Raw genomic sequence first — 25,248 nt, forward strand, 5'->3', positions numbered from 1 at the left:
ACGACCCATCAAGGTATCGAACTCGACCGCCTCGCCTAGCTCATCGGCATCGTCAAGTCCGTCGCGGGGGACATCGAGTGCGGCCGACATCAGCCAACCGCCGGAGACGGGATCGGGCGTTGCCGGCGCGAGCACTGCACGGCGCTCCTCGCTGCCGATCACCGCCAGCCGCAAACGGCCGGTCTCCTCGGCGAGCAGCAGCCGCGGTGCCTGGTCTTCATCCAGGGCCAGCACCGCCGTGCGACCGCTTCGCTTGACGCCGCTCGCCTCGTCATCGAGAGGCGGCTGCCCGCGCAGCGCATCGCCGAAGCTCAACACCTCGATGTCACGCAGCAGGCGTCGCGCCAGCCGAGTGCCCGCGTCATCGTCGTCGCGGGCGAAGAAGAACACATCGACGCGGTCCCCCGGGGCCACGAAACCGCCGCTCCCGATCACCTCGTCGACGCCCACCGCGATGGCCCGCTTGCCCGGCGGCACGGCCTCGGCAAGCAACCCGCCGGCGGCGAAATGGGACTGGCGCAGCACGTCGCCCGGCGCCAGCGGCCGGGTCAGCACCCGCCCCTCCACCTCGGCGAGGTCGCCGAAACTGGCCGCCAGCGGGGCGGGATAATCGACGCTACTCAGCAACGGCGCCTGGCCCTCTCCAGGCGCTTCGAGACGCGTCCCTACCGGCAGACGACGGGCGGCGGTCAGCACCGCATGGCCGGCCTCCTCCGTCGCCTTGGGCACTATCGCAGGCGCCGTCACCACCGCCTGCGGGACGTCGCCGGCCATCCGCCAGCCGGCGAAGGCCAGGCCGATGGCGATCATCACCAGCAAGACGGCGATGCCTTTCAGCAAGTTTGGGGACATCAGACAGCCACCATTCAAGACATCAGATCAACAGAAAAATGCCAGCCAGCAGATGTACTCACCACTGAACTATTCAGTAGTTGTCAGCGCACTTTCGACTCGATCGAATAGGTTTCCAAGAAGTGTCTGGAACCCCCCGTCAGAAGCACTAAAAACCGCAAAAATGGCAATTGCCAGGACTGCAGCAATAATGGCGTACTCGATCGCCGTCGCCCCCCGCTGTCGACGGAAGACAGGGCGGTTCAGTTGACTGGTGGTCATGGTGGCGTGCGCCTTGGCGAGCACTCGAAAGAGAGAAAGACGTTTCATGGTGAGTTCCCCGCTTGTCGTTACGTGATATTACCTTGCGCCGGCCCCGGCGAATGGCGATCGTCGCGGCCCTGCCCTGGTCGCCGACGTTCCGGGTCGGCTGACATCCTTTTGTCCCTTGCGTAACAAGCCGTCTTCGAGGCAACCCCGGCCGCATGAGCGTGATCGCGGTCTCGGCGGCGTCTCCAAGCACTCGGCGAGGTCGATTCCCCTGCCCGCTTTTCGACCTGGCCACTTCATGCCCTCCCCGGGCGTCGATATCGTGGAGGTACTGGCCTGGCGTTTTATTGTTTATTCATTCAGCCAATGACTAAGCATACTTACCAACTCGAAGACTGAGTTTAAGATAGTACATTTTTCTTAGTTTTTGGCCAGTCCTTCGACACGATAAAGGCTGGCAAAACTCCTACACTGACCTGCGATACGCTTACTGCTCGAGCCCTAGCCCGCCCACCGGGCCTCGCCCGGCGCGACCTTCCCAACCCGGCTATCGCGCGGACAATGCCGAAGCCCCGCCTTTCACGGCACTGAAAGGCCTGGGCGATCGCTGACGACACCGCCCGGCCCGCCCCGGACAAAGGCCGATTCGGCTCGCAGTCGAAGCCAGCCAGGGATCTTGATCCACCGCCGATGCAGGAAGACGCGTCGGCCCGGGCTGCCCGAGCGTCGGGCACAAAAAAACCACCCCTCTCGCGAGGGGTGGTGGATCGTGGCATCACCAGGCGCTGAGCCTGGCCTGCACGCTACCGCTTACTTGCGCATGGAACGCTCGAACATGCGGTTCATCTCTTCACGGTTCTGCTGGGACATCTGCAGAGCCGCTTGAGCGTCGCGCTGAGCCTGGTTGGCAGTGTTCTGCGCCTGGGTCGCAATGCTGCGAGCCTCGGCAGCGTCAGCCTGCGCGGACTCGGCGGTGGTGCGAACTTCTTCCAGGGCGCCGGAGGAAGCGCAACCTGCCAGAACGGCGAGAGAGGCGGCAGCGGCGGACAGCTTCAGAGTAGTCTTGAGGGTCATAGTGTTCTCCTTGGGTCTTCCTTGGTACTGCGTTGGTGATGCCTGATGAACAGGCTTCCTGCTATCGCAGGTTCTACTGCAGCAAGCGGCTTGCTGCAAGTCGGCGGCGTAAACGCTGTTATGTTTCAAGGGACAACGCACGACTGCCGACTAGAACGTCCTTAGCGCATGTAAAGCCTAGCGGATGACGACCCGCGTGCCAATGTCGATCATCGACGACAGGGCCTCGATCTGCCGATCGGTGACCGCCACGCACCCATCGGTCCAGTGGAAGCGCCGATGAATCTCGGGATCGGCCACGCCGACGCCATGGATGCCGATGTAGCCTCCCAGCGCCGTGTCCTGGGGCGGCGTGCCATGGCGGCGGTAGTAGCTGAAGTAGTCGTCGTAGTCGCGCTGACTGTAGACGCCGGCATCCAGCGCCATGCGGGCGTGGGTCGGCGTCGGAAAGTCCAGGCCGACGAAGATGTGATACTTGCTGTCGAAGTTGAACCGCGTCACCCGGAATTCCCCCAGCGGCGTGGTGCGATCGCCGCGCACGCGCTGCGGCCTGGCCCCGCCGCGACCCAGGGAAATCGGGGAAAAGCGGTTCACCAGCTGGCGGCCGCGGAAGATGCTGAGCCTCGCCTCCTGGTCGTCGACCAACACCCAGAGCTCACCCGGATACAGCGGCTCGCTGGCATCGACCAGCACCTCGGACATCAGGGGGGCGCCCTGGGTCGCCGACCAGAACGGCAGGCTCAACGCCAGCAGGCCGAAGCGGCGACGAGACATCTTGGGCATCTTTCGCATGTTCCTTATGGCTCGCACGGGACCGAAAATGACGACGCCGTTATAGCGCATCATGGCGTTGATGTCAGGCACCGAGGCGGAGAAGTTTACGGCTCACTCTTCCCCACGGCCCTCTCGACCCACAAGGCCGCCGGGCTGTCGCCATATCGAGACATGACGAAAGATTCGGCCGGACGCCGCGGAATGCGGCCAACTCCCGGCCCTTCGACGACACCGGCGCCAAGCGTCTCCAAAGAGAGACACCTATGAGTGCCGACCGAGTGCCATCCCACCGCGCCGATGGCGAGCCGCCGCCGGCCGAGACGGCCGCTCCCGCCGCAAGCGTACGCGCCTCTCGACGCTCCGCCGCCCCTCTCGACGCGCGGCATCTTGGCCATGCCGAACCAGACGGCAGCGATCGTCGCGAGCAAGACGCGAGAGCCTGGCACGAGACATTGCCGGGCCCGTCGTCCAGGGGTGCGAGCGGCATCCTTTCAGGTAAAAGTGGCGGGGGGCGCTACGCGTTTCGCGGGCGCGCGCCTAGCGAACCGGGGGGAGAGGACGGCACCACCACGACGGCGGTGCCTCAAGGGAACATACGGCGCCGAGCGGAGCATGTCGGCACCACCGGCTCTGCGGGGGATACGGCGATGCAGGAGCGTCGACAGGCACGCCAGCGCCTGGCGGCTACCACTCCTCGCTGGTCAGGCGCAGCTCGGCGATCTCGCGCTTGGCGGCCGCCAGGCACTCGCTCAACTCATCCCCCAGGGCGGCGGCGCTGCCTACGGCGATGATGCCCTGCGCCGCGCCGCTGGCGCGACGCGCCACGCCGTCACTGGTGTGCAGGGCCTCCAGTCGGGCGATCAACCGCGCGAGCCAGCTATCCGGGCGGCCGGCCAGGCCGCGCAATCGCTCGAGCTCGGCGAGCGGCTCGCCGTCCGCCGACAGCAGCTCGCGCCAGTCGTGTCGCGCGAGGCCGGCGTGCTCGGTCACCTCGCGCAGCAGCGATTCCAGGGCCAGCTCGAGCAGCGCCAGGGCGCCCTCCTCGCCGGCCATGCGCCGCGCCTCGGCGTGCTCGTCATCGCCGGCGGGCGCCGCCAGCAGCAGCTCCGCCTGGTACAGCAGCTGATTGGTGCGGGCTCGCGGGGTCACTTGCGCTTGTCCTCCACCTGCCACTTGCCGTCATCGAAGGTGGCCTTCCAGCCGGTGGCCTTGCCGTTGTCCTCGGTCATCAGGAACTGGGCCTTGGCCTTGCGCGAGAAACGGATCTGCGCCGGGCGACCCTCCGGATCCGCGTCGGGCGCATCGAGCAGGTAGCGATACTTGTCCGGCAACTCCTCGGCGTGGGCCTTGAGCTCGATCACCAGCGGCGGCCGGGTCTCGCGATTCTTGGGAAACTTGCTGGCGGCCAGGAACAGGCCGCTGGCCCCGTCGCGCAGCACGTAGTGGTCGTCGACCTTCTGGCAGGACAGCTCCGGCATGGGGATGGGGTCCATCTTCGGCGGCGCCACCTCGCCGCTCTTGAGCAGCTTGCGAGTGTTCTTGCAGCTCTCGCTGGTGCAGCCGAAGTACTTGCCGAAACGCCCCGACTTGAGCTGCATCTCGCTGCCGCACTTGTCGCACTCGATGGTCGGGCCCTCGTAGCCCTTGATGCGGAACTTGCCCTGCTCGACCTCATGGCCCTCGCAGTCCGGACTGTTGCCGCAGACGTGCAGCTTGCGCGTCTCGTCGATCAGGTAGCTGTCCATGGCGGTGCCGCACTTCGGGCAGCGATGCTTGGCGCGCAGCGCGTCGGTCTCGGCATCCTCGTCGGCGTCGGCGGCCACGGCCTCGTCGCCGGGCAGCAGGTCGATGGTGGTCTTGCAGCGCTCCTTGGGCGGCAGGTTGTAGCCGGAGCAACCCAGGAAGACCCCGGTCGAGGCGGTACGGATCTGCATCTTGCGCCCGCAGGTCGGGCAGTCGATATCGGTGGGTACCGGCTGGTTGGGCCGCATGCCCTCCTCGCTCTGCGCCTCGTCGAGTTCCTCGCGGAACTCGCCGTAGAAGGCGTCGAGCAGTTCGCGCCAGCGACGCTCGCCCTCGGCCACCTCGTCGAGGCTGTCCTCCATGCGCGCGGTGAAGGAGTAGTCCATCAGGTCGGGGAACGACTCCTTGAGGCGCTCGGTGACGATGTCGCCGAGCTTCTCGGCATAGAAACGCCGGTTCTCGAGGCGCACGTAGCCGCGATCCTGGATGGTCGAGATGATCGACGCATAGGTGGAGGGCCGGCCGATGCCCTTCTTCTCCAGCTCCTTGACCAGGCTCGCCTCGGTGTAGCGCGCCGGGGGCTTGGTGAAATGCTGCTGCGGGTCCAGCGCCTCCAGGCCGAGCGGCGTCCCCTCGGCCAGGTCCGGCAGCGACTGGTCCTCGTCCTTGCGGCCCATGGGCTTCATGACCCGAGTATAGCCGTCGAACTTCAGCACCCGCCCCTTGGCCCTGAGCTCATAGCCGTCCTTGGCCACCGTCAGGGTGGTCGAGAGGTACTCGGCAGGCGTCATCTGGCAGGCCACGAACTGGCGCCAGATCAGCTCGTAGAGGCGCTCGGCGTCCCGCTCCATGCCGGCCAGGTCGGTGGCGCGACGGGTGACCTCGGAGGGGCGAATGGCCTCGTGGGCCTCCTGGGCGCCCTCCTTGCTGGAATAGCGGTTGGGCGCCTCGGGCAGGTAGCGCTCGCCGTACTCCTCGCCGATGAAGTCGCGCACGCCGTCCACCGCCTCGCGGGACAGGTTGGTGGAGTCGGTCCGCATGTAGGTGATGTAGCCGGCCTCGTAGAGGCGCTGAGCCAGGGTCATGGTCTTCTTGACCGAGAACCCGAGGCGGCCGCTGGCGGCCTGCTGCAGGGTCGAGGTGATGAAGGGCGCGTTGGGCCTGGAGCGAGTCGGCTTGTCCTCGCGGGAGGTGATCGCGAGCGACGCCGTCCGCAGCGCCTCGATACGCTCGAGGGTCTCGGCCTCGGAGGTCGGGCGGAAGGCCTTGCCGTCCTGGCGGGCCAGCTCGAAGCGCACCGGTGCGGCCTCCGGGTCGCCGCCCGGCTTCAGGTCGGCGTGGACGTCCCAGAACTCCTCGGGCACGAAGGCGCGGATCTCCCGCTCGCGCTCGACGATCAGGCGCATGGCCACCGACTGCACGCGGCCCGCGGACAGGCCGCGGGCGATCTTGGCCCACAGCAGCGGCGAGAGCATGAAGCCCACCACCCGATCCAGGAAGCGTCGGGCCTGCTGGGCCTCGACCCGCGGCATGTTGAGCTGGCCGGGATCCTCGAAGGCCTCGTGGATGGCATTCTTGGTGATCTCGTTGAACACCACCCGACGATAGCGCGACTCGTCGCCGCCGATGGTCTCGCGAAGGTGCCAGGCGATGGCTTCCCCCTCGCGATCCAGATCGGTGGCGAGATAGACGGCATCGGCCTTCTCGGCGAGCTTCTGCAGCTCGGCAACGACCTTTTCCTTGCCGGGCAGGATCTCGTAGTTGGCTTCCCAGTCATGCTCGGGGTCGATGCCCATGCGCCGAATCAACTGCTCCTGGGACTTGCGCTGACGATACGCCGCCTTCTCCTCGGCGGACATCTTGCGCGTTGCCGCGGCCTGCCGGGCACGCTCCTTGGGATCCGAGGCCGCCTTGCCCGAGCCGCTGGTCGGCAGGTCACGAATGTGCCCCACGCTCGACTTCACGATGAACTCGTTGCCGAGATACTTGTTGATCGTCTTCGCCTTGGCCGGCGACTCGACGATGACCAGAGACTTGCCCATAGTGCTCCAAACGTCAGTAGGCGCGGGAATCCCCGCGTCGAACGGAATCTGCCACCCGCAGGCGGGCGGAAAAATGCGCTTACCCTACCCCAGCGCCACCCAACACGCCAGTCGCGGCCTCGTCGGGCCTTTGACCCTAGACCGCCGCCCACGACCCGACAAGGGCGCGCCTTCAACCAAACGCCCCCGCCGGCGTAACCGGCGGGGGCGCGATGGGAGAGACTCGAAAACGTCAGCTCTCGGACTCTGGCGGTTTGCGGCGCCGTGCGCCGGTCTGACGCGAGCCGCTGCGGCGCGCCCCGCGCTTCGTCGCCGATGCCTCCGCCTTCCCGGACGCCTCTGACGAGGCGGCCTTGGAAGGCGAAGACGCCTTGGACGCCGTAGCGGCCTTGCTCGGATCGCTCTTGGCCGGAGCGGCCTCCCTGGCGGCCGGGCTCGCCCTGGGCGCTGCAGGCGTCTCGACGGTCTGGGGCGACGCCGATGACGCGGGCGTCTCAGAGGCCGATGGCGCGCCGGACCGAGCGGCGGCCGGCTTGGCCGACCCAGACGAACCGCCTTTCTCGGGCGTCCCATCCGGCGTCTCGTCGGGCGTGGACGATGGCGTCGGGGGCTCGGGGCGAGCGCTCGCGAACAGCGCCCGGATGCGCTCGAAGCGCTGGGCGGCCCGCTCGCTGAGCTCGCCGCTGGCCGCCAGCACATGCTCGATATGCTCCAGGTGGCCGTCGATGTCCTCGGCGCTGCCGCCGGCCAGCAGGCGCGGAATGGCCGCCAGCGCCGCCTCGCGATCCTGCTCGAGGATGAAGAACTGCTCGCGCACCAGGTGCTTGAAGTCGGCCAGCCGCGCGGTCGGCTCGAGCTCGGCGCGCGACGCTCGCAGACGCTTGAAGTTGCGACCGTCAGTGGCGGGCGCGCCGCCCAGCACGTAGATCACCGAGCGCATCACCGCCTCGTGGCTGCCGCCCTCGGCGACCCTGGCGTGTATCGCCGCGCGGCGCTGCTGGACGAAGCGGCGCTGCTCGGGCTCGGCGCCGGGGTGGCAACGCATCGGGGCATTGCCGCCGAGCCCCACGAGGACCTGCAGCAGCGGTTGGCCGTAGAGGTCCAGGAACCATCGTTCGAGGCTGCGATCCCGCCACTCCCGCCAGGCTTCCAGGCCCTGAGTGATCTGGCTGGACAGCACGCCCTCCAGCGCCCGGAAGACGTTATCCTCACCGACCGCGTGACGGTTCTCGCGCACCCGCTCGGCCAGCACCGGCACCGGCACCATCAGCGGATTGCGGTCGGAGAGCAGCCGATAGCCCAGGCGATTGGGGTGCATGCGCCGCATCCAGCGGGCCGATTCGGGGGTCGCCATGGCCCGGACCCAGGGCCGCAGGCACTGGCGATACAGCCCCTGGTTGATCTCCGAGACCCGGGCCACGGCGGCGAAGCGCCGCTCGTCGTCGGGGCGATGATGGATCTCCCGGTCCAGCTCCTCGATGCTGCGCGGCTGGAACTCGAGCAGGTAATCGCGTTCGATCAACTCGGCATCGGGGCGGTCCTCGGCCCGGGAGATCGCCGTCTCGTAGAGCCCCGGCGGCAACACGTCGATGTAGTCCATGTTGGCGGTGAACTCGGTGTGCTCCTTGCGCGACACGCTGCCCGACACGAAGATCCCCAGGTGGCCGGTGGTGTCGTGGACGCAGTAGACGATGGTCTGCTCGTTGGCGATGAGTTCGTCGTTATCCTCGTAGAGGTCCTGGATCCAGCCCAGGGCCTGGGGCGGCGGCGTGATGTCGTCGCCCCGGGAGCAGAACACCACCACCGGCGAACGCAGGTTGCGCAGGTCGATGCGCCGCCCGTCGGCGGTGACCATCTGGGCGGTGGAGAGGCGGTTGCCGACGAACAGGTTGTCGACGATGTACTGGATCTCCTCGCCGCCCAGCACCACGTGGCCGCCCCACCAGCGCTCGAAGTCCAGGTAGCGCTCCGCTTCGGTGTCGACCTGGGCATAGAGGCGATACTGTTTCTGCCACCAGGTATTGGCGGGGTTCAACCGCTCGAAGTTCTGCACCAGCCAGGCGCCGTCGAACAGGCCGTCGCCCAGGTCGCTGAGCAGCGAGGTCACCCAACTGCCGCCCGTCAGGCCGCCGGTGTAGCGCATCGGCGCCTGGCCACGCTCGCCGGCCCAGTACGAGAGCGGCGCCCCGGCGATCAGGATGGGCCCGAAGACGTCGGGCTCCAGCGCCGCGGCCATCATGATCTGCCAGCCCGCCTGGCAGTTGCCGACCACCATGGGTTTCTCGGCGGTATCCGGGTGCAGCGAGATGACATGGCTCAGGAAGGCCACCTCGGCCTCGACCACGTCCTCGACGGTCTGCCCGGCCTCCGGGTAAGGCAGAAAGCCGATGAAGTAGCAGGGATGGCCGGCGCGCAACGCCACGCCGAGCTCGCTGTCCGGCTTGAAGCCGCCGATCCCCGGACCGTGGCCGGCCCGCGGGTCGACGACCACGAAGGGCCGCATCAGGTCATCGGTCTCCACCCCGTCGGGCGGCAGGATCCGCATCAGCTCGTAGTTGACGGGCCGCGACAGCTCGCGGCCGTCGAGCAGCACCTCGGCCTCGAAGCCGAGCACGTTGGGCTTGGTCTTCTCGATATGCTCGAGGTACTGGTTGCCGCGCTGGCGCATGACGTCCAGGTAGAGCGTGCTGCGCTCCACCCCGTCGCGCCAGTAATCGAAGGCCGCGCGACCGAAGCCGAAGGGATCCATCCAGGGCATCAGGGCGGGAGGCAGTGTCGGCATCAGGGGCATCATCGTATCGTCACTCCATGGGTCGCCATGGGGAAGGAAGACGGTCGCGCCTGCGGCGCCGAACCGCCTTTGCTGCAATGCAATATACCCCAGTATCCGCCGACTGGCGAGGGATGGCGCCCCGTCAGGGCAACCGGTCGCGTGCCGCCTCGGCCCCCAGCAGGCCGGTCAGCGCACGGCTCGCCCGCCGCGCCAGGTCCTCGCGGCGGCGCCCCCAGACCACCAGCCGCGCCTCGTGCCCGTCGCCGGGATGATCCAGGCGGACCCCGGGGCCGCCATCGAGCCGGGCGCCCTCGGGCAGGGCCAGTTGCCACAGCCGGGCATGCCCCGGGCCCGGCAGGTGGGACTGCCGCTCGCGCAGGCGTTCGCCGGCCAGCAGCTGCCACTGGGCCACCAGCGGGTCGAGGCCGAACAGCGCCTCGTCGAGTGCCTCCTCACCCACAGGGCCCGGCCCCAGGGCGACGAAGCCCAGCGCATTGCCCGAGAGGCGGAAAGCGGCCTCGACCAGCCCCGTCGCGCCCAGGGCGGCGACGCCCCGCGCGGCCAGGCGGCCCAGGTAGGCGGTACGCTCCGCGGTCAACCAGGGCAACGGCGCCACCGCCATGCCACCGTCCAGGGCCTGGCGCGGCGCCAGGTGCACCACCTGGCCATGGCGATCGGCCAGCAGCGACAGGCGCACCAGCGCCCCCTCGCCGCCAGCTGCGGCGAGTGGCAGCCCGGCCTCCGCCATCAGCCGGCGCATGGCCGCACCATCGGCCATGGCGGACAGCAACGGCGCCCCCTGGCCGAGAAAGCGCAGTCCCGCCTCGCGGCAGGCCTTGGCGAGCTCGAGCTGTGTCGCCGCCGGCAGCTCGCCGGGATGCACCGCGTCGCAGCCCTCGTCGAGGGCCCGGGCCATCAGCGCCCTGGGCTCACCCTCGGCGACCAGGCCGCCGATACCCAGCTCGTCGGCCGCCTGGCGCAGCCGCATCGCACCGGCACCATGACCCACGATCAGCGGACGACGGGGAACGCAGAGAGAGAACGACATCGACGATGTCCCCATGCGGGAGAGGAGAAGGAAGCAGTCGGCCGGAGGTTACCGGCATGCCGAGGCAAGATGCTAGCATGGGGAGGCCTCAACGAGCGCCTCGGCGCCGCCTCAACGGATGATCCATGACCACACCCAAGCTGCTCAATCGGCTGACCTTTCGCCAGCTACAGGTGTTCCGCACCGTCCACGAGCGCCAGTCCTATTCTCGCGCGGCCGAGGCGCTCGGCCTGACCCAGCCCGCGGTCAGCGCCCAGATCCGCCAGCTCGAACAGGCCCTGGGGCATCCGTTGTTCAAGTACGCAGGGCGCACCCTGCACGCCCTGCCCGCCGCGGACGCCCTGGCCGCCTCGACCCAGGCCATCTTCGGGCAGGTGTCGCGGCTGCAGATGAGCCTGTCGGATCTGGAGGGCACGATCACCGGCGAACTCAATCTCGCCGCGGTGTCCACCGCCCAGTACGTGGTACCTCACCTGCTGGCCCGCTTCCGGGCCCAGTATCCCAACGTCCAGATCCGCCTGCGGGTCTGCAACCGCAGCCAGGCCCTGGAGCGCCTCGCCGAGCGTCGCGACGACCTGGTGATCATGGCCCGGGTGCCCGACGACGAGGCCCTGGTGTTCATGCCGATTCTCGACAACGAGATGATCCCGGTGGTGTGGCCGGGCCATCCGCTGCTGGACGCCCCGAGCCCGACCCTGGAGGACCTGGCCCATCATTACATGCTGATGCGCGAGCCCGGCTCCGGGGTCCGTGGCGCCCTGGAGGAACTGGCCGCCGAGCAGGACGTGCGCCTGGACCACGCCATCGAGATGGGCACCAACGAGGCGGTCAAGCAGGGGGTGATGGCCCAGCTCGGCGTGGCCGTGCTGCCTCGCCTGGCGGTGCGCCTCGAACTCGAGGCCGGACTGCTGGCACCCTTGGCGCTGCCCGGCTTTCCGCTGCGCCATTCCTGGTGCACCGTCTACCATCGCGAGCGCTTCCCGACCCCGGTCACCGAGCTGTTCCTGCGCTTCGTTCGCCAGCACCTGGACGAGCTGCATGCCCACTTCGCCGGCGGCCCCGCGCCCCTGCCGAGCCATGGCGTGGCCTGCCTGCCGCAGGCCTCCCCATGACGCCCGGCGGGCACCGGCCATGGCCGGTGCCTGTCCAGCCGGACGGCGAATGTGATAGATTGCCCCCCTACCTTTGTATACACGCCATGCCTGCCGCCGGGGCAGCGTCACAGGATGCCCCAGCGACCGGCCGCCGAGTGGAAGAGGCGCCCAGCTCATGAGCGACAACACCAGCAAGCATGTGTCCAGCGGCGAGAAGTACCGCAACGAACACGGTGCAACGGCCATCAAGGATGGCATGAAATCGCGTCCGCAGGCCGAGGACAGCCCGGCCTTGGGGCGCAAGCCCAAGTGGCTGCGCGCCCAGATCCCCGGCGGCGAGCGCTTCGACGCCGTGAAGAAGAACGTGGCCGAGCATCGGCTGAGCACCGTGTGCGCCGAATCCCACTGTCCCAACATGGGCGAGTGCTGGAGCAACGGCACCGCCACCATCATGCTGATGGGCTCGGTGTGTACCCGTGCCTGCCGTTTCTGTGCCGTCGACACCGGCAATCCCAAGGGCTGGCTCGACGCCGAGGAACCCGAGAACACCGCCAAGTCGGTGGAGCTGATGGGCCTGCGCTACATCGTGCTGACCTCCGTGGATCGTGACGACCTGCCCGACGGCGGCGCCGGCCACTACGCCGACTGCATTCGCGCCATCAAGGCGCGCACCCCGGAGGTCGCGGTGGAGGCCCTGACGCCCGACTTCGACGGCGCCCCCAGCGCCATCGAGCGGGTCGTCGACTCCGGCCTCGAGGTGTTCGCCCAGAACGTCGAGACCGTGGAACGCCTGACCCGCCGCGTCCGCGACCCCCGCGCCGGCTACCGCAAGACCCTCGACGTGCTGGCCCATGCCAAGCGTCATCGCCCCGACGTCATCACCAAGACCAGCCTGATGCTGGGCCTCGGCGAGACCGAGGAGGAAATCCTGCAGACCTTCGACGACCTGCGCGAGATCGGCGTGGACATCGTCACCCTCGGCCAGTACCTGCGCCCGACCCGCAACCACCTGCCGGTGGAGCGCTGGGTCACCCCCGAGGAGTTCGAGCGCTATCGTCAGCAGGGCCTCGAGAAAGGCTTCATGGAAGTGCCCTCCGGGCCGCTGGTCCGCTCCAGCTATCGCGCCGATCGGGTGTTCGAGAACAACAACCTCGGGCTCGAGCTGGCCTCCCCCGCCGAGGTGCCCGGGCAGGCGGAACCCGACCCCAATATCATTCCCGTGCGTAATGTGGGCTGAAAGACGTGAGGCGTGAGGCGTGAGGCGTGAGGCGTGAGGCGTGAGGCGTGAGGCGTGAGGCGCAGCAAGGCTAACGGATCTTCACCCATGGCTCACAGCAACAGAAAAGCCCGAGGCGATAGCCTCGGGCTTTTTTATGTCGCACCGCACGCCGTCGATGCTCCTACGCCTCGACCAGCTCCCGGTCGAGCTCGCGGGCCAGGCAGGCGGCAAGCGCCTCGCCGGCCTGTGCCAGCGACGGGGGCTCGGATACGAGATCGGCCAGGCGGGTCATCGCCAGGCCGGCATAGCCGCAGGGGTTGATACGCGCGAAGGGCGTCAGGTCGCCATCGACGTTCAGCGCGATGCCATGGAAGCTGGCCCCGCGCCGGATGCGCAGCCCCAGCGAGGCGATCTTGGCCTCGCCCACGTAGACGCCGGGGGCGTCGGGGCGCGCATGGGCCTCGATGTCGTGCTCGGCCAGCAGCGCCACGGCGGCATTCTCCAGGGCGCTGACCAGCTCCCTCACCCCGACCCGGGCGCGACGCACGTCGAGCAGCGGATAGAGCACCAGCTGGCCGGGGCCATGATAGGTCACCTGGCCGCCGCGATCGGTCTGGACCACCGGGATATTGCCGGGCATCAGCAGGTGCTCGGGCCTGCCGGCCCGCCCCTGGGTAAAAACCGGGTCGTGCTCGACCAGCCACAGCTGGTCCGGCGTGCTGTCGTCCCGGGTGTCGGTCAGCTCGCGCATGGCCCGCCAGACCGGCTCGTAGGGCCGCCGCCCGAGGCGGTGCAACTGCAGTGGCTCCACTTCACACCACCATGTGCACGCGACCGCTGGCCTTGAGCTCGGCGAACAGCGCCTTGAGCTGGGCCTCGCCGGTCGCACGCAGGGTCAGGCGAACCGACTGGAAGCGGCCGTTGCGGCTGGGTACCACCTGGATCTTCGCGGCATCGAAGGCGGGGTCGTGGCGCGTCACCACCTGGCACACCATGGCGGCGAAGTCGTCGCTGGCATCCCCCACGACCTTGATCGAGTAGTCGCAGGGGAAAGTGATCTTGGGCGGCTTGCCGCCCTTGGTCGCGCTCGGGCGGCGCAGGTCACGCAGGGTCTTGTCGTTCATCCCTCACCCATCTGGAAGCATGAGCGATCATTTTACGCGACCCGCGCTCGCCCACCAAGGCGACATCGGCTTTAGTCGAAGAAACCGCCCAACAGGTTGGTGAAGAAACGTTGCACCTTGTCGATCAGGCGCTTGAAGAAACCGCCCTCCTCGACCGGCTCCAGGGCCAGCAAGGCACGCTCCCCGACCACCTCGTCGCCCAGGCGCACCTCCATGGTGCCCACCTGGTCGCCGGCGGCGATGGGCGCGGTGAGATCGGCACGGATATCCAGCTTGGCGGTCAGCTCCTCGTTGCGATCCCGCGGCACGGTCATGAAGACGTTGCGGTCCACCCCGACCTTGAGCTCGTTGCGATCGCCGCCCCACACCCGCGGGGTGTTGAGCACCGCACCCTGGTCGTAGAGCTTGAGGGTCTCGTAGTAGCGGAACCCGTAGCTGAGCAGCTTCTGCGACTCCTGGGCGCGGGCCTCTTCGGAGTCGGTGCCCATCACCACCGAGATCAGGCGCATGTCGTCACGCTCGGCGGAGGCCACCAGGCAGTAGCCGGCGGCCTCGGTCCAGCCGGTCTTCAGGCCGTCGACGCTGGCGTCCCGCCACAGCAGGCGATTGCGATTGGGCTGGTCGATGCCGCCGTAGCTGAAGTGCTTCTGGCGATAGATGCTGTAGTGGTCCGGATAGTCGTTGATGATGTGCTGGGCCAGGACGGCCTGGTCCCGGGCCGAGGAATAGTGGTCGTCGTGGGGCAGCCCGGTGGGGTTCATGTAGTGGGTGTTGCTCATGCCCAGGCGCGCGGCATGCTGGTTCATGATATCGGCGAAGGGCTCGGCGCCCCCGGCCAGGTACTCGGCCATGGCCACGCTGGCGTCGTTGCCGGAGACGATCACGATGCCGTGCAACAGTTCGCTCACCGGCACCTGCTCGCCGACCTCGATGAACATCTTCGAGCCCCCGGTCCGCCAGGCCTTCTCGCTGACCGGCACCAGGTCGTCGGGGGCGATGTTGCCGCTGTTGAGCTCGCGCTCGACCAGGTAGGCGGTCATCAGCTTGGTCAGGCTCGCCGGCGGCAATCGCTCGTCGGGATTGTGCTGGGCGAGCACGCGGCCGCTGTCGGCGTCCATCAGGACCCAGGACTTGGCGGCCAGCCGCGGCGGCGCCGGGATCATGGTCTGGACCTGGGGCCGTTGGGGCTGCGGCTTCTGAGCCATCAGCGGCGAGGCCACCAGCGACAGGCAGACCATCAGGACCGGCAGCAGCCGGCGTAGCGAGGACGAACTCAGGACTTTCATGGATGGCAGTCTCTTCGGGTACATCGGGAGATTCGTGAGGGCCGACTCAGTCGGTCGACTCATCGACAACGAAGGCTTCGTCGAAGCCGGCCCGGCGCAACTCGCCGCGCACCGGGTCGATCTGGGCGCGCCCGGCCAGCGGGCCGACCTGGACGCGATACAGGCCCGGCGCGGTGGCCACGCGCACCGGCTGTTCCAGGGACGACTGGAGCCGCGCCTTGAGCGCATTGGCGCTGTCGGCGGAGCCCAGCGCCGCGACCTGCAGGAAAATGGGGGCAGCCGCCGATCCCGCCGGGGCGGGAGCCGACGCCTCGTTCGCCGCCGGCGTGGCGGCTACCGCAGCCGCTGCCGGCTCGGGCGTCTCGGCGACGGCGGGCCGCGGCGCCTCGGTAGCGCCGCGATGCTCGGCCAGCCAGGCCGCGGGATCGATGGCCTCGACGCGCACTCGGCCGGTGCCGCGCTCGAGGATCTCGAGGCGCGCCGCCGCGGCATAGGACAGGTCGATCTCGCGCTCGCTGTGGAAGGGGCCGCGGTCGTTGACCCTCACGATCACCGAGCGACCGTTGTCGAGGTTGGTGACCCGGGCGAAGGTCGGCAACGGCAGCGAGCGGTGGGCGGCGCTCATCTTGTACATGTCGTAGATCTCGCCGTTGGACGTCGCATAGCCATGGAACTTCTTGCCGTACCAGGAGGCGGTGCCCCGGCGCACATAGCCGCTGGGGTCGTCCATCACATGGTAGGTCTTGCCCCACACCTCGTAGGTGGAGCGGTTGCCCGCCCGGGAAGGCGACTCGATGCGCGGCACCGCATCCGGCACCCGGCTGACGTCGGGCGGCTCCTGCGGGTAGGCATCGCTGCTCATGGCATAGCGCTCGCCGCCGCTCGACGCACCATCGGTGACATCGGCACCGGCGTTGCCGGACGGCGTCGGCGAGGTGCCGCCGCCCCCGGCACAGCCGGTCAGCCACAGCGCGGCCAGCAGCGGAATCCACCAGGCTCTCATGGGCGTTCCTCCGGATCGGCCGCGGTGGCGGTGAACCAGTCGGCCTGGCGCCCCTCGGCGGCGGCGATGGCCTCGGCCAGCTCGGTCACGGCCATGGCGTAGAGATGGCTGTGGTTGTAGCGGGTAATGACGTAGAAGTTGTCGCGGCCGAAGCGGTACTGCAGGCTGCCGTCTTCCCGCTCCAGCGCCAGCGGCACCACCTCGGTGCCATCCGCCAGCCCCGCATCGCTCTCGATGCCTGCCGCGGCCAGCTCGCCGACGGTGGCACTCGGCGGCCGCGCGGCGTTGAAGGTGATGCCCCCGGGGCGCTCGCTCGGCCCCTCGGCCTCGTGATAGATCGGCGCCCCGGCCTGCCAACGGTGCTCGGCGAAGTAGTTGGCGATGCTGCCGATGGCATCCACCGGGTCGGTCCACAGGTTACGGTGGCCGTCGCCGTCGAAGTCCACCGCATAGGCGCGATAGCTGGTCGGGATGAACTGCGGATAGCCCATGGCCCCGGCGTAGGAGCCCTCGATGCTGTCCGGCGCGACCTCCTGGCGATAGGTGATCTCGAGGAAGGCGGCCAGCTCGTCGCGGAAGAAGCCGCCGCGGCGCGGGTGATGGAAGGCCAGGGTCGACAGCGAGTCGAGCACGCGATGATCGCCGGTGATCTCGCCGTAGCGGGTCTCCACGCCGAGAATCGCGGCGATGATCTCCGGCGGCACGCCGAATTCCGCCTCGGCCCGGGTAAAGGCCTCGCGGTGGGCGTCGATGAAGGCCGCGCCCTCGGCGATGCGCGCCTCGCCGAGGAAGATGTCGCGATACTCGTGCCACACCAGGCGATGCTCGGCGGCGCCGGACATGGCGTCGAGCACCTCCTGGCGGAACTCGGCCCGGCCCAGGGCGTCCTCGAGCCAGGCGCGGTCGACGCCGCGCTCGGCGACCTCGTCGACCAGCCCCCCTACCTCCCCGCGGCGGGGGTCGAAGTCCGCCGCCGTGGCGCCGACGGCCAGTCCGGCCAGCAGGCCGCCGAGGGCCAGGCCCATCCAGCGGCGTCCGTGTCGCGACATCGTCACCGTCATGCTGCTCTCCCTGAGTCGTCCTGCCCGCCGGCCGCGCTAGCGCGGCAGCAGGCGGCGGTGCGAATGAATGGCCATGAGAATACCGAAACCGGCCAGCAAGGTCACGCTGGAGGTCCCGCCGTAGCTGACCAGCGGCAGCGGCACGCCGACCACCGGCAGGATGCCGCTGACCATGCCGACGTTGACGAACACATAGATGAAGAAGGTCAGGATGATGCTGCCGGCGAGCAGCCGCCCGAAGGTCTCCTGGGCCGCCCCGGCGAGCCACAGCCCGCGACAGACGATCAGCAGGTAGAGGCCGAGGAAGGCCAGCATGCCCACCAGGCCGAATTCCTCGCCGAGCACGGCGACGATGAAGTCGGTATGCCGCTCCGGGAGGAATTCCAGGTGGGACTGGGTGCCGTGCAGCCAGCCCTTGCCCCACAGCCCGCCGCTGCCGATGGCGGTGGTCGACTGGATGATGTTCCAGCCGGCCCCCAACGGGTCGCTCTGCGGGTCGAGGAGGGTCAGCACCCGCTGGCGCTGGTAGTCGTGCATGTTCATCCATAGCAGCGGCAACGCCGCGGCCGCGAGCGCGCCGAGCAACCCGATGATGCGCCAGGACAGTCCGGCCAGCAGCACCACCACGACCGCCGACGCCGCCACCAGCAGCGAGGTGCCGAGGTCGGGCTGGCGGGCGATCAACAGCACCGGCGCGCCGATCAACAGCGCGCAGACCAGCAGGTCCTGCCAGCGCGGCGGCAGTTCCCGGCGGCTGAGCCAGACCGCCACCATCATCGGCACCGCCAGCTTCATCATCTCCGAGGGCTGGAAGCGCACCACGCCGGGGATCACCAGCCAGCGCTGGGCCCCCATGCCCATGTCGCCCATGATCTCGACCGCCACCAGCATGGCCATGCCCACCAGGTAGGCCGGAATCGACCAGCGCTGCAGGGTCGCGGGCGTGAACTGGGCGATGATCACCATGCCGGCGATGGCGACGCCGAACCGCACCGCCTGGGCGATCACCACGTCCAGGCGCTGCCCGCTGGCGCTGTAGAGCACCACCAGCCCGGCCAGCATCAGCACCAGCAGCATGCCGAGCAGCCAGGGGTCGAGGTGGATGCGCTCCCACAGTCCGCGCTTGCGGGTGATGCCGCTCAGCGAGGGCTTGACCGGATGGGGGCGGCGCAGCAGAAAATCGACCATCGCGATTAGTCCTCTCCCTCGCTCGGCTCGCCGTCGGCGGCCTCCTGCGGTTCGCCATGGTGGCGTTCGAGCAGCCAGTAATCGGCCGTGTCACGCGCCAGCCCCGCCGCATGGCTACTGCCGCCACCGGCGTTCTCGACGATCACCGAGACGGCGATCTGGGGATCGTCCACCGGGGCGAAGGCCATGAACAGGGCGTGGTCGCGCAACCGCTCCTTGAGCTCCTCGGCGTTGTACTTCTCGTCCTGGCCCAGCGAGAACACCTGGGCGGTGCCGGACTTGCCGGCCATGCGATACTCGAGGCCGGCGCCGGCGCGGCGCGCGGTGCCCTCGCGGCCGGACAGCACCTTCTCCATGCCGGAGTAGACGCGATCCCACCAGCCGGGGTTGTCGAGTTCGATGTCCGGCGGCGTGTCCGGCAGCTCGGTGGGCACCGGCTCACCGCCGACTTCGAGGGCCAGGCGCGGCTTGATCCAGTCGCCGCGGTTGGCCAGCACCGCGGTGGCGGTAGCCAGCTGCAGCGGGGTGATCTGCAGATAGCCCTGGCCGATCCCCACCGACAGCGTCTCGCCGGGATACCAGGGCTGGTTGAAGCGCTCGCGCTTCCATTCCCGGGACGGCAGCAGGGCCGAGCTCTCGCCGGCCACGTCCGCCGCCACCCGGCGGCCGAAGCCGAACTGCGACAGGCTCTCGTGGATCTGGTCGATGCCCAGGTCATGGGCCAGGGAATAGAAATAGGTGTTGTTGGACACCGCCAGCGCCCGCTCCAGGTCGACCCGCCCATGGCCCCAGCGCAGCCAGTTGCGGTAGCGCCGCGAGTCGTTGGGCAGCTGGTAGTAGCCGGGATCGTAGATCACCTCGCCCGGGGTGATCTCGCCATCGCGCAGCCCGGTGATGGCCATGAACGGCTTGATGGTGGAGCCCGCGGGATAGCTGCCGCGGATCGCGCGGTTGAACAGCGGCAGGTCGATGTCCTGCTGGAGCGCCCGGTAGGACGCCAGGTCGATACCGGTGACGAACTGGTTGGTATCGAATCCCGGCACCGAGGCCATGGCCAGGATCTCGCCGCTCTGCGGGGCCACCGCCACGATGGCGCCGCGGCGCCCGTCGAGCAGGTCCACGGCGAGCCGCTGCAGCCCCTTGTCCAGGGTCAGGGTGAGGTTCTGCCCGGGCACCGGGTCGGTGCGACCCAGCTCGCGCAGCACCCGCCCGCGGGCATTGGTTTCCACCTGGCGCAGGCCGGCCTGGCCGTGCAGCGCCTCCTCGTAGAAGCGCTCGACGCCGGTCTTGCCGATGAAGTGGGTCCCGGCATAGTTGCCGGCATCAAGCGTCTGGAGCTCCTCGGCGTTGATGCGCCCCACGTAGCCGAGCACGTGGGACATGATCTCGGCGTCCGGGTAATAGCGCAGCAGTTGGGCCTGGACCTCCACCCCGGGCAGCCGATGGCGATTGACCGCCAGGCGGGCGATCTGCTCCTCGTCCAGGTCGCTCATCAGCAGCGCCGGCTGGAAAGGCCGCTGTCGCTGACGGGAGCGGTCGCGAAACGCCGCCAGGCGATCCTCGGGCAGCTCCAGCAGCTCCACCAGCAGCGCCAGGGTCTCGTCCAGGTCATCGACCCGCTCGCGTACCAGCGTCAGGTTGTAGGTGGGGCGGTTCTCGGCCAGCAGCACGCCGTTGCGGTCATAGATCAACCCTCGGGTCGGGGGCAGCGGCTCGACCCGCACGCGGTTCTTCTCGGAGCGGGTGGTGTAGACCTCGTGCTGCACGATCTGCAGGTAGGCCAGGCGCCCGCCGAGCAGGCCCGTGAGCAACAGCACCACGGCCACCGCCAGCAGCGAGCGCCAGCGAAAGATGCGCAGTTCCTGCTCGGGATTCTTCAGGGTGTCGCGTGGCTGACGCATGCTTGGTGATGACCTCGGGAGCGCTCAGCGATGGTAGGGGTGACCGACCATCAGGGTCCAGGCCCGATAGAGCTGCTCGGCCAGCAGGATGCGCACCAGCGGATGCGGCAGGGTCAACGGCGACAGCGACCAGCGCTGATCGGCGGCCGCGGAGAGCGCCGGGTCGAGCCCATCGGGGCCGCCGACCAGCAGGGCCACGTCTCGCCCTTCCAGGCGCCAGTCCTCGGCCTGGCGCGCCAGTTGCTCGGTGCTCCAGGCCTTGCCGCCCACTTCCAGGGCCACCAGGTGCTCGTCGCCTTTCAGCCGGGCGCGAATGCGCTCGGCCTCCTGGCTCACGGCGCGTCGGGTATCGGCGTTCTTGCCCCGCGGACCGGGAGCGATCTCCTCGAGGTCGAGGGCGAAATCCCGGGGCAGGCGCTTGCGGTACTCTTCGACGCCGCGGGTCACCCAGTCGGGCATGCGAGTCCCCACGGCCAGCAGTCGCACCCTCATGAGGTGCCGTGAGCCTCTTCCTCCAGGGCCACGCCGTCGCTCGGCAGGTCGGCCCACAGTCGCTCCAGGTCGTAGAGGGCCCGGGTCTCGGGCAGCATGATGTGCACCACCATGCTGCCCAGATCGACCAGCACCCAATCGGTACCGTTCTCGCCTTCGACGCCCAGCGGCGGCACGCCCTGCTCCTTCACGGTCTGGATCACCCTGCCGGAGAGCGCCGCCAGGTGGCGGCTCGAGGTGCCGCTGGCGACCACCATCAGGTCGGTCACGCTGGTCAGGTGGGAGACGTCGAGGACGGCGATGTCCTGGGCCTTGAGCTCTTCCAGTGCGTCCAGCACCAGCGTCTTGAGTGCGTCGATGTGCATGCCTTCGTATCAGCCCCTCTCAGCGGGAAATGGTCATGTCCCCATTGTACCGACTCGAGCGAGGCCTGGCAGCGCCTCGTGACGCGATGGGCCGGTTTTTTCCGCATGTCCCGTCAGCGCGAGCATCGGTAGAGCCCCCGCGCGAGGATGTGCGCCTCCACGGCCTCGGGCAGCAGGTAGCGCACGCTGCGCCCCTCGGCCAGGCGCCGCCGTACCTCGGTGGCGGAGATCGCCATCCGCGACGGCAGACGCAGGCGCAGCAATCGCCCGGCCGGCGCTGCCATCAGCGTCGGCGCATCGTCGACCTCGCGCCCGTCGATCAGATCGGCCAGGGGCCCGGGCAGCGCCGCCTCGTGGTCCGGACGATCCATCACCACCAGGTGGGCCAGCGCGAAGAGGCGTTCGGGGGCATGCCAATCGGCCAGCCGCAGGAAGGCGTCGTGGCCCAGCGCCATCACCAGCCGCGCCTCGCCGCCGACCTCGCCGCGCAGCTCGGCCAGGGTGTCGGCGCTGTAGGAGGGCCCCTGGCGCTCGAGCTCGCGGGGATCGGCCACCAGCCCCGGCGTGTCGCCGATGCCAAGCCGCAGCAGCGTCAGGCGCTCCTCCGGCGCTATCCGCGGCTCGCCACGCAGCGGCGGCCGGGCGGCCGGCATCATGTGCACCCGGTCGAGCCCCAGCGCCTCCCGCAGTTCCACGGCGCTGCGCAGATGCCCGAGATGCACCGGGTCGAAGGTCCCGCCGAGCATGGCGAGGCGCGGGGCCTGCATCGTCTCGCTCACCGGCGGATCTGGCCGTCGCCGAACACCACGTACTTGCGCGTGGTCAGGCCCTCCAGCCCCACCGGCCCCCGGGCATGCAGGCGGTCGGTGGAAATGCCGATCTCGGCGCCCAGGCCGTACTCGAAGCCGTCGGCGAAGCGCGTGGAGGCATTGACCATCACCGAGCTGGAATCCACCTCGGCCAGGAAGCGCCGGGCCAGGGTGTAGCTCTCGGTGACGATGGCGTCGGTGTGCCGGGAGCTGTAGCGCTCGATGTGCGCCATGGCGGCCTCGATGCCGTCGACCACGCGGATCGCCAGCACCGGCGCCAGGTACTCGGCCGCCCAGTCGGCCTCGCTGGCCGCGGCGACGTCGGCGAGGATCGCCCGGGTGCGCTCGCAGCCCCGCAGCTCGACCCCATGCTCGGCGTAGGCCTCGGCCAGCGCGGGCAGCAACGCCTCGGCCAGGGGCGCATCGATGAGCAGGGTCTCCATGGTGTTGCAGGTACCGTAGCGCTGGGTCTTGGCATTGACGGCGATGGCCAGCGCCTTGTCCCGGTCCGCGGTGGCATCCAGGTAGACGTGGCAGACCCCATCCAGGTGCTTGATCACCGGCACCCGCGCCTCGCGGCTGATGCGTTCGATCAACGACTTGCCGCCGCGCGGGATGATGACGTCGACATACTCCGGCATGGCGATCAGGCGACCCACGGCGGCCCGGTCGGTGGTCGCCACCACCTGGACGCTGTACTCGGGCAGCCCGGCCTGCTCGAGCCCGGCGCGGATGCAGGCGGCGATGGCCGCGTTCGACGCTCGGGCCTCGGAGCCGCCGCGCAGGATCGCGGCGTTGCCGGACTTGAGGCACAGGCTGGCCGCTTCCATGGTGACGTTGGGCCGCGATTCGTAGATGATACCGATCACGCCCAGCGGCACGCGCATCTGGCCGACCTGGATGCCGCTCGGTCGGGCGCTCAGGCCATCGATCTCGCCCACCGGATCGGGCAGCGCCGCCACCTGGTGGAGCCCCTCGATCATGGCGTCCAGGCGCGCCTCGTCGAGGGCCAGGCGGTCGACCAGCGCGGCATCGAGGCCATTGGCCCGGCCCTGCTCCAGGTCCCGGGCGTTGGCCGCCAGCACCTCGGCGCGCGCCGCGTCCAGGTGGGCGGCCATGGCCAGCAGGGCGGCGTTCTTGGCCGCGGTATCGGCGCGCCGCAGCCGGGTCGCGGCATCCCGGGCCTGCTGGCCCAGGCGCTGCATGTAGGCGTCGACGTCGGCAACGGCGTCGTCGGAGTGGGAGGCGTGAGCTGTCATGCCGTAGAGTGTCTCCAAGAAAAGGGCCGTGGCGCCGGGCCGCGCCCCAGGCTCGAGTCGAAACGGGAAGGAGCCCATACTAAGTCACCATGCAGAGCAAGTACAAAGTCGGCCTGATGCGGATCAACCTGCTGGTGGCCGCCGGTCTCACCGCCTTTCTGGCGCTGACCGCCGACAGCCTGCCCGACGCCTTGCTGCTGGGGCTGGCCTGCCTGTGGCTCGGCGTCACGGCCACCCAGGTCCGGCTCAGCCACCGGCATCCGGCCACCATCCCCTGGCAGCTGCTTCCCGGGTTGCTCCTGGCGGCCCTGCTGTGGGTCACGCCGGCCCGTCATCTGACCTGGTTCTGGGCCTGGGCGATCCTGCTGATGGTGCCCCAGCCGCGCTGGATCCTGATCTTCAATGCCCTGCTGGCCACGGCCAGCTGGTGGAGCCTCTACGATCGGCTCGGCCCGGAACAATGGTCCCTGGCGGGCCTGCTGCTCGCCGGGCTGATGCTGCTGGGGCTGTCGCGTTCGCTGGAGCTGCAGGCCCTGCGCCGGCGCATTTACCACCGCGCGCGCCTGACCCCCGAGCTACGCCTGTGGTCGAGCCAGCGCCTGCTGCACGACGTGCGCCACGAACGGCACCGCGCCCGCCACGAGGGCGGCCACGTCGAGCTGTTGCTGCTGCGCACCGGCCGTTGGCAGCTCTGGCCGCTGGCGGAGCAATGCTGCCGGCTGCTGCAGCCCTATGACAACGGCTACCGGCTGGACCACCGTACCCTGGGGCTGCTGCTGATCAGCCGCGACGCCGCCCAGGCCGAGACGCGCCGCCAGGCCTTGCTGTCGGCGCTGAGCATCCCGGTGCGCGTGCGTGCCGTCGCCCTGCCCGGCCTGGGTTCGCTGACCCGCGAGCGGCGCGCCCTGGCTCGTCAGGCCAGCCCCCTGGAGGTCAAGGAGATCGCCCATCATGGTTGAGCCCCGCTCGCCGCGCTCCCGGCTCTTCACCCTGGCCATCGGCATCGGCATCCTGATGCTGCTCGGCCAGGCGCTGTGGTTCTACCTGATGGGCCATTACACGCGCATCCTGCTGCCCGCCCTGCTCTCGCCGGTGATGGCGCTCGCCGCCCTGCTCGCGGCCACCGCCGGCGCCACGGCTTCGCGCACCGCGGCCTACCTGGTGCTGATCTGCGGCTTCTTGCTGATCGCGGTGGAACTGCCCGGCCATTCGAGCACCGCGGCGCTATGGATCGGCCTGCCGCCGGTACTGACCCTGGTACTGCTGCCGCTGGGCCCGGCGGTACTGCTCAACCTGGCGCTGACGCCGGTCTGGCTGGCCCTGCTCGGCGACGGTGCCCTCGACCCGGAACTCGCCGTCGGCTACCTGGCCCTGGTCGCGGTGGCCACGCTGGCACTCTGGGACCGGCTGCGACAGCGCGCCCTGCTCCAGGCCACCGACCCCCGCGAACATGAATGCCCGGCCCTGACCCGCCAGCACCTGCACGAGCGGCTGACCGGCGAGTTCGCGCGGACTCGCCTGCTCGAATGCCCCCTGGCGGTGCTGCTGATCCATCTGCCTCAACTGGACATGACCCGCGAGCAGTTCGGCGAGGCCACCCGCCGCGCCATGCTGACGGCGTTCTGCCAGGGCACCCTGCGCCATTGCCGCGAGCTCGACACCCTCGGGCGAGAGGACGAGACCGCCTTCTGGCTGATCCTGCCGAACACCACCGAGAACGGCGCGCTGCTGGTCCAGCAACGGCTGCAGCAGGCCCTGGAGCAGGTCGTGCTGGTGGAGACCGGGCCGCTGGAGGTGCGCCAGCGCCTGGAAACGCCGCGCCACGGCGAACGCTGGCCGGCCTTTCTCACCCGCCTGCAGGCCATGACCCAGGCCCTGGCCGCCGACTAGAC

At 69.3% G+C, this 25,248-nt stretch carries 23 protein-coding genes; 4 read left to right on the top strand and 19 right to left on the bottom strand.

The features are described 5' to 3' along the window. The 8 genes from cpaB to ACXAFN_RS00040 all read right to left on the bottom strand — a co-directional run. Positions 1–852, bottom strand: an 852-nt coding sequence (gene cpaB, locus ACXAFN_RS00005) for a Flp pilus assembly protein CpaB (RefSeq protein ID WP_474985100.1), incomplete at its 3' end; no start/stop codon positions are given. Between the two features lie 69 nt (positions 853–921). Beyond that, the gene (locus ACXAFN_RS00010) at positions 922–1,161 is read right to left on the bottom strand and encodes a Flp family type IVb pilin (RefSeq protein ID WP_474985102.1); all 240 of its coding nucleotides are present in this window, start codon (positions 1,159–1,161) and stop codon (positions 922–924) included. Between the two features lie 750 nt (positions 1,162–1,911). Further along, the gene (locus ACXAFN_RS00015) at positions 1,912–2,175 is read right to left on the bottom strand and encodes an Lpp/OprI family alanine-zipper lipoprotein (protein ID WP_394594062.1); all 264 of its coding nucleotides are present in this window, start codon (positions 2,173–2,175) and stop codon (positions 1,912–1,914) included. Positions 2,176–2,352: 177 nt separating this feature from the next. Continuing rightward, complete coding sequence (locus tag ACXAFN_RS00020) at positions 2,353–2,958, bottom strand: L,D-transpeptidase family protein (RefSeq protein WP_474985104.1); 606 nt, start codon at positions 2,956–2,958, stop codon at positions 2,353–2,355. A 675-nt stretch (positions 2,959–3,633) separates the two neighbouring features. Continuing rightward, positions 3,634–4,098 (bottom strand): DUF6586 family protein, encoded by a 465-nt coding sequence (locus ACXAFN_RS00025; RefSeq protein ID WP_474985106.1) that lies wholly within the window; start codon positions 4,096–4,098, stop codon positions 3,634–3,636. Then, positions 4,095–6,734, bottom strand: coding sequence for a type I DNA topoisomerase (gene topA, locus ACXAFN_RS00030; RefSeq protein ID WP_474985107.1), 2,640 nt, complete (start codon positions 6,732–6,734; stop codon positions 4,095–4,097). Before topA ends, ACXAFN_RS00025 begins: the two co-directional genes overlap by 4 nt. 232 nt (positions 6,735–6,966) lie before the next feature. Beyond that, positions 6,967–9,528 (bottom strand): DUF3141 domain-containing protein, encoded by a 2,562-nt coding sequence (locus ACXAFN_RS00035; protein ID WP_474985109.1) that lies wholly within the window; start codon positions 9,526–9,528, stop codon positions 6,967–6,969. A gap of 121 nt (positions 9,529–9,649) precedes the next feature. Beyond that, the gene (locus tag ACXAFN_RS00040) at positions 9,650–10,555 is read right to left on the bottom strand and encodes an acetyl-CoA carboxylase biotin carboxylase subunit family protein (RefSeq protein WP_474985111.1); all 906 of its coding nucleotides are present in this window, start codon (positions 10,553–10,555) and stop codon (positions 9,650–9,652) included. A 125-nt stretch (positions 10,556–10,680) separates the two neighbouring features. On the opposite strand from ACXAFN_RS00040, the gene ACXAFN_RS00045 reads away from it, so the two are divergent. Both ACXAFN_RS00045 and lipA read left to right on the top strand, forming a co-directional pair. Next, a complete protein-coding gene (locus tag ACXAFN_RS00045; RefSeq protein WP_474985113.1) occupies positions 10,681–11,667 on the top strand; it encodes a LysR family transcriptional regulator in 987 nt (328 codons plus the stop codon). A 157-nt stretch (positions 11,668–11,824) separates the two neighbouring features. Beyond that, positions 11,825–12,886, top strand: coding sequence for a lipoyl synthase (gene lipA, locus ACXAFN_RS00050; RefSeq protein ID WP_474985115.1), 1,062 nt, complete (start codon positions 11,825–11,827; stop codon positions 12,884–12,886). Positions 12,887–13,049: 163 nt separating this feature from the next. On the opposite strand, the gene lipB is transcribed toward lipA, so the two are convergent. The 11 genes from lipB to ACXAFN_RS00105 all read right to left on the bottom strand — a co-directional run bounded on the left by lipB (position 13,050) and on the right by ACXAFN_RS00105 (position 23,356). Then, positions 13,050–13,679, bottom strand: coding sequence for a lipoyl(octanoyl) transferase LipB (gene lipB, locus ACXAFN_RS00055; RefSeq protein ID WP_474985117.1), 630 nt, complete (start codon positions 13,677–13,679; stop codon positions 13,050–13,052). Between the two features lies 1 nt (position 13,680). Beyond that, positions 13,681–13,992, bottom strand: a complete 312-nt coding sequence (locus ACXAFN_RS00060) for an HP0495 family protein (protein WP_474985119.1) — start codon at positions 13,990–13,992, stop codon at positions 13,681–13,683. 71 nt (positions 13,993–14,063) lie between these two features. Beyond that, positions 14,064–15,278, bottom strand: coding sequence for a D-alanyl-D-alanine carboxypeptidase family protein (locus ACXAFN_RS00065; protein WP_474985121.1), 1,215 nt, complete (start codon positions 15,276–15,278; stop codon positions 14,064–14,066). Between the two features lie 46 nt (positions 15,279–15,324). Next, the gene (locus tag ACXAFN_RS00070; protein ID WP_474985123.1) at positions 15,325–16,281 is read right to left on the bottom strand and encodes a septal ring lytic transglycosylase RlpA family protein; all 957 of its coding nucleotides are present in this window, start codon (positions 16,279–16,281) and stop codon (positions 15,325–15,327) included. Beyond that, positions 16,278–17,342, bottom strand: coding sequence for a lytic murein transglycosylase B (gene mltB / locus ACXAFN_RS00075; protein ID WP_474985125.1), 1,065 nt, complete (start codon positions 17,340–17,342; stop codon positions 16,278–16,280). Before mltB ends, ACXAFN_RS00070 begins: the two co-directional genes overlap by 4 nt. Positions 17,343–17,378: 36 nt before the next feature. Further along, on the bottom strand, positions 17,379–18,530 hold the full coding sequence (rodA, locus tag ACXAFN_RS00080) for a rod shape-determining protein RodA (RefSeq protein WP_474985127.1): 1,152 nt from the start codon (positions 18,528–18,530) through the stop codon (positions 17,379–17,381). A gap of 5 nt (positions 18,531–18,535) precedes the next feature. Further along, on the bottom strand, positions 18,536–20,431 hold the full coding sequence (gene mrdA, locus ACXAFN_RS00085) for a penicillin-binding protein 2 (protein ID WP_474985129.1): 1,896 nt from the start codon (positions 20,429–20,431) through the stop codon (positions 18,536–18,538). A 24-nt stretch (positions 20,432–20,455) separates the two neighbouring features. Continuing rightward, entirely contained in the window at positions 20,456–20,923 is a 468-nt protein-coding gene (gene rlmH / locus ACXAFN_RS00090) for a 23S rRNA (pseudouridine(1915)-N(3))-methyltransferase RlmH (RefSeq protein WP_474985131.1), read from the bottom strand. Then, positions 20,920–21,288, bottom strand: a complete 369-nt coding sequence (rsfS, locus tag ACXAFN_RS00095) for a ribosome silencing factor (RefSeq protein ID WP_474985133.1) — start codon at positions 21,286–21,288, stop codon at positions 20,920–20,922. The genes rlmH and rsfS overlap by 4 nt, the downstream gene beginning before the upstream one ends. 113 nt (positions 21,289–21,401) lie before the next feature. Then, a complete protein-coding gene (gene nadD / locus ACXAFN_RS00100; protein WP_474987428.1) occupies positions 21,402–22,055 on the bottom strand; it encodes a nicotinate-nucleotide adenylyltransferase in 654 nt (217 codons plus the stop codon). Positions 22,056–22,063: 8 nt separating this feature from the next. Beyond that, on the bottom strand, positions 22,064–23,356 hold the full coding sequence (locus ACXAFN_RS00105) for a glutamate-5-semialdehyde dehydrogenase (RefSeq protein WP_474985135.1): 1,293 nt from the start codon (positions 23,354–23,356) through the stop codon (positions 22,064–22,066). Positions 23,357–23,445: 89 nt separating this feature from the next. On the opposite strand from ACXAFN_RS00105, the gene ACXAFN_RS00110 reads away from it, so the two are divergent. Both ACXAFN_RS00110 and ACXAFN_RS00115 read left to right on the top strand, forming a co-directional pair. Beyond that, entirely contained in the window at positions 23,446–24,315 is an 870-nt protein-coding gene (locus tag ACXAFN_RS00110) for a hypothetical protein (RefSeq protein ID WP_474985137.1), read from the top strand. Continuing rightward, complete coding sequence (locus ACXAFN_RS00115) at positions 24,308–25,246, top strand: GGDEF domain-containing protein (RefSeq protein WP_474985139.1); 939 nt, start codon at positions 24,308–24,310, stop codon at positions 25,244–25,246. The genes ACXAFN_RS00110 and ACXAFN_RS00115 overlap by 8 nt, the downstream gene beginning before the upstream one ends. The last annotated feature ends 2 nt before the right edge of the window (positions 25,247–25,248 follow it).

This window comes from Halomonas sp. ABH4_019, assembly GCF_056159885.1.

Excerpts from the sequence above, each read along its gene's own strand:
- ACXAFN_RS00010 (WP_474985102.1), bottom strand. The coding sequence starts at position 1,161 with ATGAAACGTCTTTCTCTCTTTCGAGTGCTCGCCAAGGCGCACGCCACC.
- ACXAFN_RS00015 (WP_394594062.1), bottom strand. The coding sequence starts at position 2,175 with ATGACCCTCAAGACTACTCTGAAGCTGTCCGCCGCTGCCGCCTCTCTC.
- ACXAFN_RS00020 (WP_474985104.1), bottom strand. The coding sequence starts at position 2,958 with ATGCCCAAGATGTCTCGTCGCCGCTTCGGCCTGCTGGCGTTGAGCCTG.
- topA (WP_474985107.1), bottom strand. The coding sequence starts at position 6,734 with ATGGGCAAGTCTCTGGTCATCGTCGAGTCGCCGGCCAAGGCGAAGACG.
- ACXAFN_RS00035 (WP_474985109.1), bottom strand. The coding sequence starts at position 9,528 with ATGATGCCCCTGATGCCGACACTGCCTCCCGCCCTGATGCCCTGGATG.
- ACXAFN_RS00040 (WP_474985111.1), bottom strand. The coding sequence starts at position 10,555 with ATGTCGTTCTCTCTCTGCGTTCCCCGTCGTCCGCTGATCGTGGGTCAT.
- ACXAFN_RS00045 (WP_474985113.1), top strand. The coding sequence starts at position 10,681 with ATGACCACACCCAAGCTGCTCAATCGGCTGACCTTTCGCCAGCTACAG.
- lipA (WP_474985115.1), top strand. The coding sequence starts at position 11,825 with ATGAGCGACAACACCAGCAAGCATGTGTCCAGCGGCGAGAAGTACCGC.
- ACXAFN_RS00060 (WP_474985119.1), bottom strand. The coding sequence starts at position 13,992 with ATGAACGACAAGACCCTGCGTGACCTGCGCCGCCCGAGCGCGACCAAG.
- ACXAFN_RS00065 (WP_474985121.1), bottom strand. The coding sequence starts at position 15,278 with ATGAAAGTCCTGAGTTCGTCCTCGCTACGCCGGCTGCTGCCGGTCCTG.
- ACXAFN_RS00070 (WP_474985123.1), bottom strand. The coding sequence starts at position 16,281 with ATGAGAGCCTGGTGGATTCCGCTGCTGGCCGCGCTGTGGCTGACCGGC.
- mltB (WP_474985125.1), bottom strand. The coding sequence starts at position 17,342 with ATGACGGTGACGATGTCGCGACACGGACGCCGCTGGATGGGCCTGGCC.
- rodA (WP_474985127.1), bottom strand. The coding sequence starts at position 18,530 with ATGGTCGATTTTCTGCTGCGCCGCCCCCATCCGGTCAAGCCCTCGCTG.
- mrdA (WP_474985129.1), bottom strand. The coding sequence starts at position 20,431 with ATGCGTCAGCCACGCGACACCCTGAAGAATCCCGAGCAGGAACTGCGC.
- rlmH (WP_474985131.1), bottom strand. The coding sequence starts at position 20,923 with ATGAGGGTGCGACTGCTGGCCGTGGGGACTCGCATGCCCGACTGGGTG.
- rsfS (WP_474985133.1), bottom strand. The coding sequence starts at position 21,288 with ATGCACATCGACGCACTCAAGACGCTGGTGCTGGACGCACTGGAAGAG.
- nadD (WP_474987428.1), bottom strand. The coding sequence starts at position 22,055 with ATGCAGGCCCCGCGCCTCGCCATGCTCGGCGGGACCTTCGACCCGGTG.
- ACXAFN_RS00105 (WP_474985135.1), bottom strand. The coding sequence starts at position 23,356 with ATGACAGCTCACGCCTCCCACTCCGACGACGCCGTTGCCGACGTCGAC.
- ACXAFN_RS00110 (WP_474985137.1), top strand. The coding sequence starts at position 23,446 with ATGCAGAGCAAGTACAAAGTCGGCCTGATGCGGATCAACCTGCTGGTG.
- ACXAFN_RS00115 (WP_474985139.1), top strand. The coding sequence starts at position 24,308 with ATGGTTGAGCCCCGCTCGCCGCGCTCCCGGCTCTTCACCCTGGCCATC.